This is a genomic window from Hymenobacter sp. CRA2 (genome assembly GCF_002007105.1).
Taxonomy (GTDB): Bacteria; Bacteroidota; Bacteroidia; order Cytophagales; family Hymenobacteraceae; genus Solirubrum.
The window spans coordinates 19,439-31,539 of record NZ_MVBC01000015.1 but is presented as its reverse complement, the minus strand read 5'-3'; the positions used below and the strand labels follow the sequence as shown (position 1 = coordinate 31,539).

The 12,101-nt window shown below is 64.1% G+C and carries 9 protein-coding genes; 4 read left to right on the top strand and 5 right to left on the bottom strand.

What is annotated here, in order from left to right; translation table 11 throughout:
- The first annotated feature begins 69 nt into the window (after positions 1-69).
- The 3 genes from B0919_RS20180 (at position 70) to B0919_RS20170 (ending at position 3,853) form a co-directional block, all read left to right on the top strand.
- Complete coding sequence (locus B0919_RS20180) at positions 70-294, top strand: PID-CTERM protein-sorting domain-containing protein (RefSeq protein ID WP_078014102.1); 225 nt, start codon at positions 70-72, stop codon at positions 292-294.
- Between the two features lie 880 nt (positions 295-1,174).
- A complete protein-coding gene (locus B0919_RS20175; protein ID WP_176133151.1) occupies positions 1,175-2,659 on the top strand; it encodes a CHAT domain-containing protein in 1,485 nt (494 codons plus the stop codon).
- 15 nt (positions 2,660-2,674) lie between these two features.
- Complete coding sequence (locus B0919_RS20170; protein WP_078014100.1) at positions 2,675-3,853, top strand: hypothetical protein; 1,179 nt, start codon at positions 2,675-2,677, stop codon at positions 3,851-3,853.
- A gap of 87 nt (positions 3,854-3,940) precedes the next feature.
- On the opposite strand, the gene B0919_RS20165 is transcribed toward B0919_RS20170, so the two are convergent.
- Both B0919_RS20165 and B0919_RS20160 read right to left on the bottom strand, forming a co-directional pair.
- Positions 3,941-5,860, bottom strand: coding sequence for a CocE/NonD family hydrolase (locus tag B0919_RS20165; RefSeq protein ID WP_078014099.1), 1,920 nt, complete (start codon positions 5,858-5,860; stop codon positions 3,941-3,943).
- A 105-nt stretch (positions 5,861-5,965) separates the two neighbouring features.
- On the bottom strand, positions 5,966-6,424 hold the full coding sequence (locus tag B0919_RS20160; RefSeq protein ID WP_078014098.1) for a hypothetical protein: 459 nt from the start codon (positions 6,422-6,424) through the stop codon (positions 5,966-5,968).
- A 27-nt stretch (positions 6,425-6,451) separates the two neighbouring features.
- On the opposite strand from B0919_RS20160, the gene B0919_RS20155 reads away from it, so the two are divergent.
- On the top strand, positions 6,452-7,030 hold the full coding sequence (locus B0919_RS20155) for a hypothetical protein (protein WP_078014097.1): 579 nt from the start codon (positions 6,452-6,454) through the stop codon (positions 7,028-7,030).
- Between the two features lie 26 nt (positions 7,031-7,056).
- On the opposite strand, the gene B0919_RS20150 is transcribed toward B0919_RS20155, so the two are convergent.
- From B0919_RS20150 to B0919_RS20140, 3 genes are all read right to left on the bottom strand, one after another.
- On the bottom strand, positions 7,057-8,493 hold the full coding sequence (locus B0919_RS20150) for an RtcB family protein (protein ID WP_078014096.1): 1,437 nt from the start codon (positions 8,491-8,493) through the stop codon (positions 7,057-7,059).
- 152 nt (positions 8,494-8,645) lie between these two features.
- Entirely contained in the window at positions 8,646-9,197 is a 552-nt protein-coding gene (locus B0919_RS20145) for a prolyl hydroxylase family protein (protein ID WP_078014095.1), read from the bottom strand.
- A gap of 208 nt (positions 9,198-9,405) precedes the next feature.
- Positions 9,406-10,809, bottom strand: a complete 1,404-nt coding sequence (locus B0919_RS20140; RefSeq protein ID WP_078014094.1) for an RtcB family protein — start codon at positions 10,807-10,809, stop codon at positions 9,406-9,408.
- Positions 10,810-12,101: the final 1,292 nt, after the last annotated feature.

Sequence of the window (12,101 nt, the reverse complement as noted above, 5' to 3'; positions counted from 1 at the left end):
CGGCCTGTGCGCCGCCGCGTGCCATTCCAGTTCAACATTGATTTACTTGTTGCGTTTAGCCTCTTTCGCATGAACCACCTTGCCTCTTCCGTGCGTCTGCTGCTGGCCGGCGCCTTCTTGCTTGTGCTGCACACCGCTTCGGCCCAGGGCCCCGGCTCGGGCGGCCCCGTGCCCGGCCCCGTGACGCCCCCCGACCCTACGGCCGTCCCCATCGACGGCGGCGCCTCGTTGCTGCTCGCGGGCGGCGCAGCCTACGCCGTGTCGCGCCTGCGCAAGCGCCGTAAGGCTGCTTAGGCTCCTACCAACCGGCTCCTCAGGCTTCTTTAGCTAAGCCGCAAAGGGCGCTGACCTACTGGTCGGCGCCCTTTGCGTTGTGTCGGCTGCCAGCTTGCGGCCGAACCGGAACTACCCACCTCACTTGCTTTTTCAGTGCTGGCACTGACGCTGGTGTGCTGAACAATTCATTATTTAAGCCCTTCAGACCATACCGCCCGGGCCGATGGAACATACTTTCAACTTGCTGGTCGTGCAGGGGCCTCGGCAAACCCCAGTTCTGACCGTCGCTGAGGCCGGGCGGGATGATTGGGCACGCCAGCCCGGTACGCGCTCCGGGGCGCCCATTTTTCTCGTTTCTACCGACCACCTGATTTCGCTGACGGTCACCCAAAAGGGGCTTCGCCTTCCCGGGCTCACGTTTATGACCTTCGCGGGCCAACAACTCACGGCGAGCGAAGAAGTAGCATTCGACCCGCGGGGCTGGTTACGTTACGTTCGCCGCAGCGAAGTCCCAGGCCTGCTGATAATTGCAGCTTCCGCCTCTGGCAGCACCGGCCGCCCCCAGCCGCTGGCGGCCATTCTGATTGATCCGCAGCTGGACCCCACGGTTTCGTGGAATGAGTACCCCGACCTACCGGCCCTCAGATCCAGCATTACGCGGGCTACCAAGAGCCGCAGCCTGCACCAGTGGTTTAATAAAAACCTATCAAACAACAGCTTAGAATCAGGCAACCGATATCTAAAGTTCCAGATATTCAACCACATTTCCCCCAACATTGCTTCACCCCCGAACGCGCCTTTTTCCGACGGCTCCGATCAGGTTGATAGCATATACATTCCGGATACCGTTCGCAGCGCCGAGCCGGCCACCACAGCCGCGACACCGCCCAGCCTGCCCATGGCTCCAGGCCCGGATGTGCCTCCGGCGCCGGAGCAGCGCCAGTTACTGGTCCAAACGCAAGAGCAGGTGCGCATAGCGCAGGATTTTGCCCTTACCGTGCAGGTCGCCACCGAGGCTCGCCCCGCGGGCCCGCACGAGGCTGCGGCGCCCGTGCCGGAAGGGTTTGCCGGCCAGTTGCTGATTGACGTGCGGGCCCCCGGTCTGGAGTTGACCACCGGCAGCTCGCAAACCCTAGACGTGCCGCCCCGCGGCAATTCCCAGCCAATCCGTTTCGGACTCAAGGCAAGCAAAGCGGGCAGCTACACCATCAGCATCGACGCCTGGAACGGCGCTGCCCACATAGCCAGCGTAGAAGTAGTAGTGGCGGTGGAGCAGCCCGCGCGCCCCGTTGCGCCCGACGAGCCGGGGCCAGCCGGCGGCAGCGCTCAGGCCAACGCGATTCTGCGCAACCCGGAACAGGGGGAATACACTCTGGTGGTGGACTACGAGGCCGACGAAGGGCAGTACACGTTCCGGCTGCAGCACGAAACTGCCATCCTAGCGCCCGTGCAAAGCCCACCGCTGGTGGGTACCCGCCAGGAGATATTGGGTGGCCTGACCCGCATGATGAACGACCTGGCACGCAACACGCGGGCCTACTCCGACGAGCAGGCGCGGGACTGGCTGGAGGGCATGGGCGCGCTCATGTTTCGGCAGCTGCTGCCCGAACGCCTACAAAAAGACCTTTGGCAGGCCCGCCACAGCATGCAACGGCTGAACCTTATTGCCCCGGCCGATCAGATGCCCTGGGAAATTCTTTTCCTGTCGGACCCAGAGCCGGCGCCGGGCAGCGACGAGCCCGGCGTCTTTCTGGCCGACGCGACGGTGGTCGTGCGCTGGCTCTATGGTGATGGGGCGCCCACCACCATCCGCCGGGCCCCGGCCTACGTGGTTATTCCGCCCAACGCACCGCCCCAGGCCCAGCAGGAACTGGCTTCGGTGGAGCGCGTCTGCGGCAAGCCCGCGTTGGTATCAGACCTGGACGGGCTACGGCAGCTCACCCGCAACGGCGCGTTTCGCTGGCTGCACTTCGCGGCCCACAACCTCACCCTGCCCGACCAGATTGGCACGTCCTACATCCCATTCGGGCAGCAAGCGTTTAGCCTGCCGCTGATGGCCAGCATCCCGCTGCGCCGCTACGCCACCGACCAGCCTTTGGTATTTATGAACGCCTGCACCACGGCCGGTCAGCAGCCGCTGTTCACGGAGATGGGCGGCTGGGCCGATACTTTTCTGCGGCGGGGTGCAGCGGCGTTTGTGGGCTCGTTGTGGGAAGTGCGCGACAAAAGCGCTGCCCAATTTGCCGAGGCGTTTTACCAGGCCCTGGCTGACGGCAAGAACCTGGGCGAAGCCATGCGCCAGGCCCGCCAGGCCCTGCGCCCGGGCGACCCGACCTACCTCGCTTATACACTTTACGGCAACCCCAGCGCCGTGCTTCAATAACTCACCTGCCCGTTTATGGCCGAACCCATTCTCGTTATCCACGGCGTCGCCAACCGCGACAAAAACGAATTTCTGCACTCGGTGGCCCAGCTGCAAACGCAGCTCGGCGCGCAGTGGGAGCTGCTGCCCGTCTTCTGGGGCGACCTGGGCGGCGTAGGCACCGACATCACCGACTGCCTGCCCGTATTCGAGGACGGCGACTGGCACGTGCGCAGCTTCGCGGGGGAGCCGCTGCCAGCCTTGCTGCCCGGGTTGATGCCTCCCGGCCAGCGCCCGAACGCCGAACGCGCCGAGCTCATTGCAGCGGCAGCCAGCCCGGGCGGCAAGCCGGTGCGGGGTGTGGCCACCGATGCGCAGGTAAGGCACGTGGCGCAGCAGGAGTTGCCCGACACCAAGGTGCTGCAGCACCTCGACGATGCAGCCGTGTTTCGGGAGCTGGGCGAAACCATCCGCGCGGCCATCGACGGCCTCGAGGCCACGCAGGTTACTTTTGCCCCGGCCCCGGCCGGCGGCGAAGTAGTGCGCATGGGCGGCCTCACCGACGAAGACGTTCGGGGCATTCTGGACCCGGTGGGGCGCGTGGTCAAACGCGTGATTCACTCCGTCGACGAAATCCTGGGGCGCACGCTCAGCAACCGGCTCGGGCAGTTCAACCAGAACCTGCGGGCGGCCGTGCTGCCCTCGCTGGCCCTCTTCTTCGGCGACATCATCGTGTACCAGCGCGACCAGCAACGAATTCAGCAGCGCATCTGGGAGGCCCTGGCGGCTCATGGCCAGGGCTATGGCTCGGCCGAAAAGCCAATTCACGCCGTGGCGCACAGCCTGGGCGGCGTTATCACTTTCGATGCCGCCGTGCAGAAAGGCAATCGGCTGCACCTGAAGTCCTTTACCACCTTCGGCAGCCAGGCCGCGTTCTTCCACATCGTGGACCGGCGCACTACGCTGGACGTTTACAGCAGCGGCCAGCCCGTAAAGCTCCCCGATACCATTGGCCGCTGGACCAACCTCTGGGACACGGCCGATTTGCTGGCTTTCACGGCCAGCACCGTGTTTCGCCTGCACGATGGCAGCAAGCCCAAGGACATACCAGTATTGGACCCGCTAAGCCGCATCATCGACGAAAAAGCCTGGATGCACTCGGTGTACTGGGGCACCCAGGAACTGCTCCACGCCATTCGAGACACGGTGGCCTGACGGCTCCCGCGGGCGCAATGTACGCCGCCCAGCTAGCAGGCCGTGGCCACCGCGAGGGTGCGGTAGCTACAGCCTGCCAGCAAGGAATCAAGGCTTTAGCAACGGCACCTTAACCGACGAGGCGTGCTGCGCGTCGTGGTAGAGGCGGATAGTGGCTTTTTGAAAATCCGCGGCTTCGGCCGTGGGAATGTTGACGAACTTCTGCGGGTTGCGGTCGACCAGCGGAAACCACGTGCTCTGCACCTGCACCATCAGCCGGTGACCTTTGCGGAAGGTGTGCAGGGCATCGGGCAGCTCGTAGCGTATTTCCGTCACCTGCCCGGGCTGGAAGGCTTCGGGCTTTTCGAAGGAGCGGCGGAAGCGGCCGCGCATCACTTCGGCGCGCACCAGCTGCTGGTAGCCGGCGCGCGGGGCGGGCGAGGCCCCGGGCGCCGTGCCACGGGCCGAGTCGGGGTACACATCGATGAGCTTGACCACGAAGTCGGCATCGGTGCCGGTGGTCGACACGAACAAATGCGCCTGAATGGGGCCTGCCACGGTGTAATCGGCTGCCAGCGGCTCGGTCTGGTAGGTCAGCACGTCGGGGCGCTGGGCGGCGAAGCGCTGATCTTCCACCATGTACTCGTTGTTGCGCCCGGCATGGATGCCGCTGGTGTAGGGCACCGGGTGCTGCGGGTCGCTCACGTACTCATCGAAACTTTCGCTGCCCGTGGCAGCCGTAAAGGTTAGCCCGCCGCCGGCCTGCATGAACAGGGCGTTCGAAGCCGCCGCTTTGGGCGGCCAGGCCGGGAATTCGCACCACTGGTTGGTGCCGGTGTCGAACGCGGTGGCTTCGGCCGCGGCGAAGTCGCCCTTGTCCTTGAGGAAGTGGTTGAAGAAGCGCAGCTCCAGGTTGTCGCGGTACCACTGGGCGGTATTCTGCCCGAAGCGCAGCGGGCCAAACCCGCTCCACTCCGTGCGGGCCCAGGCACCGTGCGTCCACGGGCCCATCACGAGGCGGTTGTTGGCTTTGGGGCTTTGCTGCTCGATGGCCTGATACGTGTTCAGGGCCCCGAATAAGTCCTCGGCATCAAACCAGCCGCCCACGACCAGGGTGGCGGGGCGCACGTTGCGCAGGTGCGGGCGGATGTTGCGGGCCTGCCAATACGCGTCGTACGTGGGGTGCGCCAGGTACTCGCCCCAGGTTTTGGCGCGGCCGTTGAAGTACGCCGCGCTGTTGGCATTCTTGATCGGGCCGAGGTCGAGGAAGAAACGGTAAGCGTCGGCAAATTCGGCGTTGAACAACGGCGTGTACTTCGGCTGCGGCCCGGGGTGCGGCGCGTCGAAGCTTTGCATGAAGTCGAAGTTGTCGAGCAGGAAGAAGGCGCCCTTGTGGTTGGCGTCGTCGCCCATAAACTCGTCGGTCACCGGGGCCTGCGGCGACACGGCCTTGAGGGCCGGGTGCGCGTCGGGCAGGGCGGCCGAGGCGTAGAAGCCGGGGTAGCTGATGCCCATCAGGCCCACGCGGCCGTTGTTGTGGGGCACGTTTTTGAGCAGCCACTCGATGGTGTCATACGTGTCGGTGCTCTCGTCGTGGCCGTACGCCTTGCTGCGCTTGGAGGTGGCTTTGCCATGCGCCGCGGGCACGGTGGGCGTCATTTCCTCAAACTCGCCCTCGCTCATGTAGCGCCCGCGCACATCCTGGTTGACGAAGATATACTGCTCCCGGCTCAGCTCGCGGCTACGGATGGGGCCGGCCTTGGGGTAGTTTTCTTCGCCGTAGGGTGCAGCCGAATACGGCGTACGCTGCATCAGGATGGGGTAACGACGGTTTTTGGCCGCGTCCTTGGGCACGTAGATGACGGTGTACAGCTGCACGCCGTCGCGCATCGGGATGCGGCGGTCGAGCTTGAGGTAATGCTCGCGCACGTAGGCCGAGTCAGCGGCGCGGGTAGCGGCGGGGTTTTGCGCGTGAGCAGCAGCGCAGAGAAGCAGAAGCGGCAGCACGGCTGCGGGGAATCGGGGCATGGGTAAAGTAGTAGAGCGGGGCCCCAAACGTAGCGCAGAATTCTGAGTGGCCTTAGACCTTGCCCGGCAAGGACACCCATTGCGCCAGCGCGGCTGCGCCACTCTTCAGCGCTGCACCAGGCCGCGGATACGGATTTGGCCGGGCGGTACCGGCGGCGGGGCAGCCGCACAGGGCGAATAATTGACGATGGTTTCGCCTCCCGCCGCAACTGGGCGCCTGACCTCCAGGCTGGCAATGGCCGCCGTCACCACCCGTAGCGAAGTATCCTTCAGAAACTGGCCATCTACCTGAAACCGCACCGGCCCGGTTAGCTTCAGCCAGCGCTGAATCTGCGGCAGGCTCCTGGATTCAGGGTGCACCTTCGTTCTCAGGAAAATCTCCAGAATGCCATAGGAAGCCAGGCTGCGCCACTTGGCTGGGGCGTCGCCGCTCTTATGGATTACCACCTTGCGGATGCTTTGCGGATCGATGTCGCGCAGGACGTTGTCGCCGATGATGTAGCGCCCATTCAGCACGTAGGCGGTCAGAGAAGCGGTATGCGTACTGCGTTTTCGGTCCAGCATCCTGGCTTGCTGCCTTATCTTTACTTTATGATTAAACAGCGCTTTCGGTCCGGCTTTTTATGGGTGCTTTGCCTGCCTCTGTTGGCTTTTGCTATTCCCGGGGCGAGTTGGGCCACGTTTGACGTGGATAGCCGGCTTAGCGTTGAGCTGCCGGCTGGGGTTCGGGAAGTAGACGTGACCAAGGTGAATATGCCGTTGCCCAACACCCGCCTGTTTATGGCTCAAGACACGGTGGGGCTCTACCAAGTAATCCGCATCGACATGTCGGAAGAACAGGGCACGGCCCTGCAAGGCGAAGCCGCCCGGCAGCGCTACTACGATGGCGTGGTAAACGGCGCCGTGAACGGCCAGCAGGAAGCGGTTTTGCTGGCGCGCACCTCTTTTCCGACAGCGGCCGGCGAAGGTATTGAGCTCAAAATGCGCGCCCGGCACAAAGGCACCGGCAAACTGGTGGTGAAGTACTCCCGCTCGCTGCTCCTCAACCACACCGGCTACGCGTTTTTGTTTATTCCCCTCGACAAGTCGGACACTGCCGGCATTAGCGGCCGCGCTGAACGGGAGCGGTTCTTTACCTCCATCAAAGCGAAAGCCGCTGCTACCTGGTAGCAGCGGCTCGCTGTGGCGGCAGCCGCTTATTCCCCGCCGTACTTGCTTTTGCCCGCGCCGCCGGCGTCCATGCGCACGATGCGGGGCTGAAACGAGCCGAGCACGTCCACCAGGTCCTGCTGGTGCGCCATCACCTGGTGAATGTCCTTATAAGCCATGGGGGCTTCGTCGAGCCCGCCGCCGATGAGCTCCACGCCCTGGTCGCGCAGCAGCCGGCGCAATTCGCCTTCGCTCACTTGCTGCTTGGCCTGCGTACGCGAGAGGCGCCGCCCCGCCCCGTGCGAGGCCGATTGGATGGAGTCCCGCTCGCCGCGGCCGCGCACGATGAAGCCCGGCGCCGTCATCGAGCCAGGAATGACGCCGAGCACGCCCTGCCCCGCCGGCGTGGCGCCCTTGCGGTGCACAATGGCCGTGCGGCCGTCGGCCAGCTCTTCTTTCCAGGCGAAGTTGTGGTGGTTTTCCACTTTGGCCAGCACGTCCTGGCCCAGGGCTTTGGCAAGGCGGCGGTGGATGTCGCGGTGACAGGCCGAGGCGTAGTCGCCGGCCAGGTTCATGGCCGCCCAATATTCCTGGCCTTCCTGGGTGTCGAGGTCGAGCCAGGCGAGGTAGCGGGCTTCGGGCGGCAGGGGGCAGCGGTTCATGGCCACCTTGGTGTAGTGCTGGGCAATGGCGGCGCCCAGCCCGCGCGAGCCGCTGTGCGAGAGCAGCCCGAGGTACTGCCCCGCGGGTAGATTCAGGTCGTTGTCCTCGGCGGTAATATCGACGATGCCCCACTCCACGAAGTGGTTGCCGGAGCCGGAGGAGCCGAGCTGGTTGATGGCCGCCTCGCGCTTGCCGCGCACCACGGCAATTTCCTTGAATTCGGGCCGCTCCAGCACCGGATCGTCGGCGGGCGTCTTGAAGGTTTCCTTGTTGCCGAAGCGGGTGTGGTTGTGCAGCAGCTTCTTGAGCTCGTCGCGGCGCTGCTCCAGGTAGCGCGGCGGCACGTCGAACACCGACAGGGCCATGCGGCAGCCGATGTCCATGCCCACGCCGTAGGGAATCACCGCGTTGTCGACGGCCAGCACGCCGCCGATGGGCAGGCCGTAGCCCTGGTGGGCGTCGGGCATCAGCGCCCCGTCGATGGTAACGGGCAGCTGCATGGCCGTGTCCATCTGTCGGCGGGCGCCATCTTCGATGAAGGAGTCCCCGTAGCGGCGGTAGTCTTTCACATCGGGGCTGAGGCGCACCTCCCGGCTGGGCTGGGGCACCAGCTCCTGGGCCAAGGGGCGCCAGGTTTGGTCGCGCACGTACTTGAAGGGGTCTTCCTTGATTTCGCGCAGCAGAGCCAGGGCGCTGCCTTTATCGAGCTTGCGCAGCTCGCGCTGATCCAGGATATCAAGGGCCAGACTGATCTGCTTGTCGTCGGTGAAGCCGAGCTGGCGCAGGTCCTTGCTGTGGAGTTTATTGGTGTTTTTGGCCATGGGTGGTCGAGGGGAAGGATGGTAACGGGTGTAGCGCGTCCCACCGCCTGGGAGTTACAGTCGAGGTTGATTCCAGCCTGACGTAGAGACGCATACCTGCGTCTTCAATGCGGGAAATGTACACCTGACTTGCCAAGACACAAGTATGACCCCTACTCCGCCGGCAGCTGGTACATCACGTCGGTGCGCAGCACGTATTTCACGCCCTGCCGGACTTCGCTGCCCTCGTGAAACAGGCGGTGCTCAAACAGCAGCGCCGCGCCCTGCCGCGGCCGGACCCGCACGGCCCGGAACGCCGTGTCGCCGCCCTGGAAGTTGTCGTTCAGGTACATCATGAACGTGAACAGACTCGCCTCCGTGGAGCTGCGAGCGTAGCTTTCGTCGAAGTGCCCCCTGAACTGGTGCCCGCGCTGGTAGCGGTAGAAGCGAAAAAGCTCGTTCAGCCCGGTGGCCACGCTATGGCCGAACGGCGTTGGAATAAATTCTTGGGCCTTTTCCCACAGGGTTTGGGCCAGCTCCTCGCTCTTGTAAAACGCGCGGTTGTTGTTGCGGATGCCCGGTACTAGCCGCGCGCCGCCGCTGGTGTTGACTTTGGCCGGCTCGAAGCCCAGCTTTTCGCTGAGCACGATGTAGTCGAGGCATTCTTTCTTGGTCAGAAAGTCCTCCATGAGGTAGATGGATTCAGCGAGTTGGATGCAGTTCATGAATAGGTGATTGTACAGGAGATAAGCAGAAAACAGGCGTCAGTCTGAGTTGCAGGCGAAGGACCTTACCACGCGTGAACGAGTCGTTGGAGCGACTGCCGTTCAGTGGTGATAAGGTCCTTCGCCTGCGGCTCAGGACGATAGGGTAAAACAAGCCCGAAGCCAAGCAAATGACCCTTGCCCGAGCAACCTATCCTTGCACGACAGCCTAAGCGCCGCCGTCCATGCGCACGATTTTGGGCGTGAACGTGCCGAGCACGTCCACCAGGTCCTGCTGGCTCTGCATCACGGTGTGGATGTCTTTGTAAGCCATCGGCGCCTCGTCCAGGCCGCCGCCGATGAGCTCCACGCCGTGCTGCTGCAGGTGGCGGCGCACCTCGGCTTCGCCCAGCTCGGCCTTGGCCCGGGTGCGCGACATCAGCCGCCCTGCCCCGTGCGAGGCCGAGCCCAACGACTCAGCCACCCCGCGGCCGCGCACGATGAAGCCCGGGGCCGTCATCGAGCCGGGAATAACGCCGAGCACGCCCTTGCCGGCCGGCGTAGCGCCCTTGCGGTGCACGATGACCTCGCGGCCGTCGGCGAGACGCTCCTTCCAGGCGAAGTTGTGGTGGTTTTCCACTTTCGCCAGGGGCCGCTCGCCCAGCACACGGGCCACGCGCTGGTGAATCTGGTGGTGACAGGCCGAGGCATAGTCGCCGGCCAGGTTCATGGCCGCCCAGTACTCCTGCCCGCCCTCCGAGTCCATGGTCAGCCAAGCGAGGTGCTGGGCTTCGGCGGGCAGCTGGCAGGTGTCCTTGGCCAGCTTGGTGTAGTGCTGCGCGATGCTCGCGCCCAGGCCGCGGGAGCCAGAGTGCGAGAGCAGCCCGAGGTACTGGCCCACCGGCACGCCCATGTCGTTGGTGGGGTCGGTGATTTCCACGATGCCGAACTCCACGAAGTGGTTGCCGGAGCCGGAGGTGCCGATCTGCGCCGCGGCGGTTTCCTGCTTGTTGCGCAGGAAAGGAATAGCGGCGAATTCGTCGCGCTCCAGCACTTCGTGGCCCAGTTTCTGGCCGTGGCGGAATACGTCGCGGTTACCAAACTTGGTGGTGGTCAGCAGCACGTTGCGCAGCTCCTGCACCCGCTGGGCGAGGTACTGCGGCGGCAAGGCGAAGATGCTCAGCGCCATGCGGCAGCCGATGTCGACGCCCACGGCGTAGGGAATCACGGCGTTGTCGGTGGCCAATACGCCGCCGATGGGCAGGCCGTAGCCGTAGTGGGCGTCGGGCATCAACGCGCCAGCCACCGTCACGGGCAGCTTCATGGCCGTTTCCATCTGGTGGATGGCGCCCGGCTCCACGTGCTCGGCGCCGTAGAGAGTGTAGTCCTTGCGGGCCGTGAGGGCAATGTGGCGGCTGGGCGGAGGCAGCAGGGCGGCCGCGGTGTGGCTCCAGTCGAGGTCGGTGAGGAAGTTGTTGGGTTCGGCGAGAATGAGCTTGAGCAGCGCCAGCTGATCGGTGTGCGAGAGGCGCTTAAGGTGTTTGCGCTGCAGCTGGGCCAGCGCCAGCCCGATGGCCCGGCCTTCGGGAAATCCGAGCTGGCGAAGGTCGTTGCCGCGTAATTGATTGGCCATAATGGTCTATGCGAGCTATGTCGCGGTTTGGTGAAGAAAAGGGCAGCGCTTCTTTAGCGCCCCCGAAAGCCGGAGCAACGGGCGGTCCGCGCACCGTGGGATATGCCTAGCGCATACTACCCGACGTGACAGGTCGAAGTAGCGAGGACCTACGGCATCCGGCCGTAAGGCGAGTAGGCTTGGGCCAGGGTGATAAATCGGCAGCCCAGTTCAGTTTTCAGTCGAAGGAATGCTGCCCGACGACACCTCGCCCGTCCCTACCCCTGATTGGGCGACCTGCCGCGCAGCCACTTGCCCGTCTTGCTTGACCACTCAGCCACGGTTGGCGGTTAACCCAACCGGCAGGATTCGAACCTGCCTTGCAGACGTATAACGAAGTAAGGCGGCGCTACGACACCAATCAGGAACCCAAGCTGCTACCCAGGGCAACGGGCGGTGGGCGTTGCCGACGCTCTTGTTGAAGGAGCGTCACCGGCCTCCGAAGCGGCCAGCTGCGGGAGTTGAACCCGCTCAACCCTAAGGTCTCGCCGAAGTAACGCCTCCCTACGACACCCGAGCAGCAGTAATCAAAAAACCGTTGGGGCAAAAAGCGCCCAGCCTCCACATATCCTGCTCTACCATGCTGAGCTACTCCCCCATTGGATGAAAAAGCGGTGGAGGAGGCGGGATTCGAACCCGCGACCCGGCGAATCTCAATCGAAGTAAGGCTGGACTACGGCACCCAACGGCGCAGGTACCAGAGCCCGCAACGGGGCAATAAGCGAAACAGCGTAGTGCCCTACCAGTGGCGACTTCCGCAGCGGAATCCGCTGAGAAAGGCAGGATTCGAACCTGCAATCCGTGAATCGACGAAGTAACGCTGCTCTACGGCACCCATTTGCGGGGGATATTTTTCGTGCCGGGGCGGGGCAACACGCGGAGCGCCCTTATACACCGGCGCGTCTGCCTTTCGCCATCCGCCGCCCCACAGGCGACGGAGCGGGACTTGAACCCGCACGCCTTGCGGCACCGGTCCCTAGCGAAGGAATGCGCTCCTACGGCACCCGCTTTCGGCACGATGATGAAAAAACCGCCGGGGTAAAAAATGCCTCACTTCTGCTCTACATTGAGCTACAGGCCCTATTTGTAGGTAAGTAGCGGGCCCGATAAGAGTCGAACTTATAACACGAACCGAAGGTCAGCGAAGCTAAGTAGGTGAAGGCGACGACGCCCGGCGGGGTGTATTCAGTTAGGTACTCGGCCCTAAACCATCGGGGCAACAAGCGTGGGGCGCGTATGGGAGTCGAACCCAA

Bases quoted from the DNA above. Each gene is read 5' to 3' on its own strand.
- B0919_RS20180 (WP_078014102.1), top strand. From the start codon at position 70: ATGAACCACCTTGCCTCTTCCGTGCGTCTGCTGCTGGCCGGCGCCTTC.
- B0919_RS20175 (WP_176133151.1), top strand. From the start codon at position 1,175: ATGGCTCCAGGCCCGGATGTGCCTCCGGCGCCGGAGCAGCGCCAGTTA.
- B0919_RS20170 (WP_078014100.1), top strand. From the start codon at position 2,675: ATGGCCGAACCCATTCTCGTTATCCACGGCGTCGCCAACCGCGACAAA.
- B0919_RS20165 (WP_078014099.1), bottom strand. From the start codon at position 5,860: ATGCCCCGATTCCCCGCAGCCGTGCTGCCGCTTCTGCTTCTCTGCGCT.
- B0919_RS20160 (WP_078014098.1), bottom strand. From the start codon at position 6,424: ATGCTGGACCGAAAACGCAGTACGCATACCGCTTCTCTGACCGCCTAC.
- B0919_RS20155 (WP_078014097.1), top strand. From the start codon at position 6,452: ATGATTAAACAGCGCTTTCGGTCCGGCTTTTTATGGGTGCTTTGCCTG.
- B0919_RS20150 (WP_078014096.1), bottom strand. From the start codon at position 8,493: ATGGCCAAAAACACCAATAAACTCCACAGCAAGGACCTGCGCCAGCTC.
- B0919_RS20145 (WP_078014095.1), bottom strand. From the start codon at position 9,197: ATGAACTGCATCCAACTCGCTGAATCCATCTACCTCATGGAGGACTTT.
- B0919_RS20140 (WP_078014094.1), bottom strand. From the start codon at position 10,809: ATGGCCAATCAATTACGCGGCAACGACCTTCGCCAGCTCGGATTTCCC.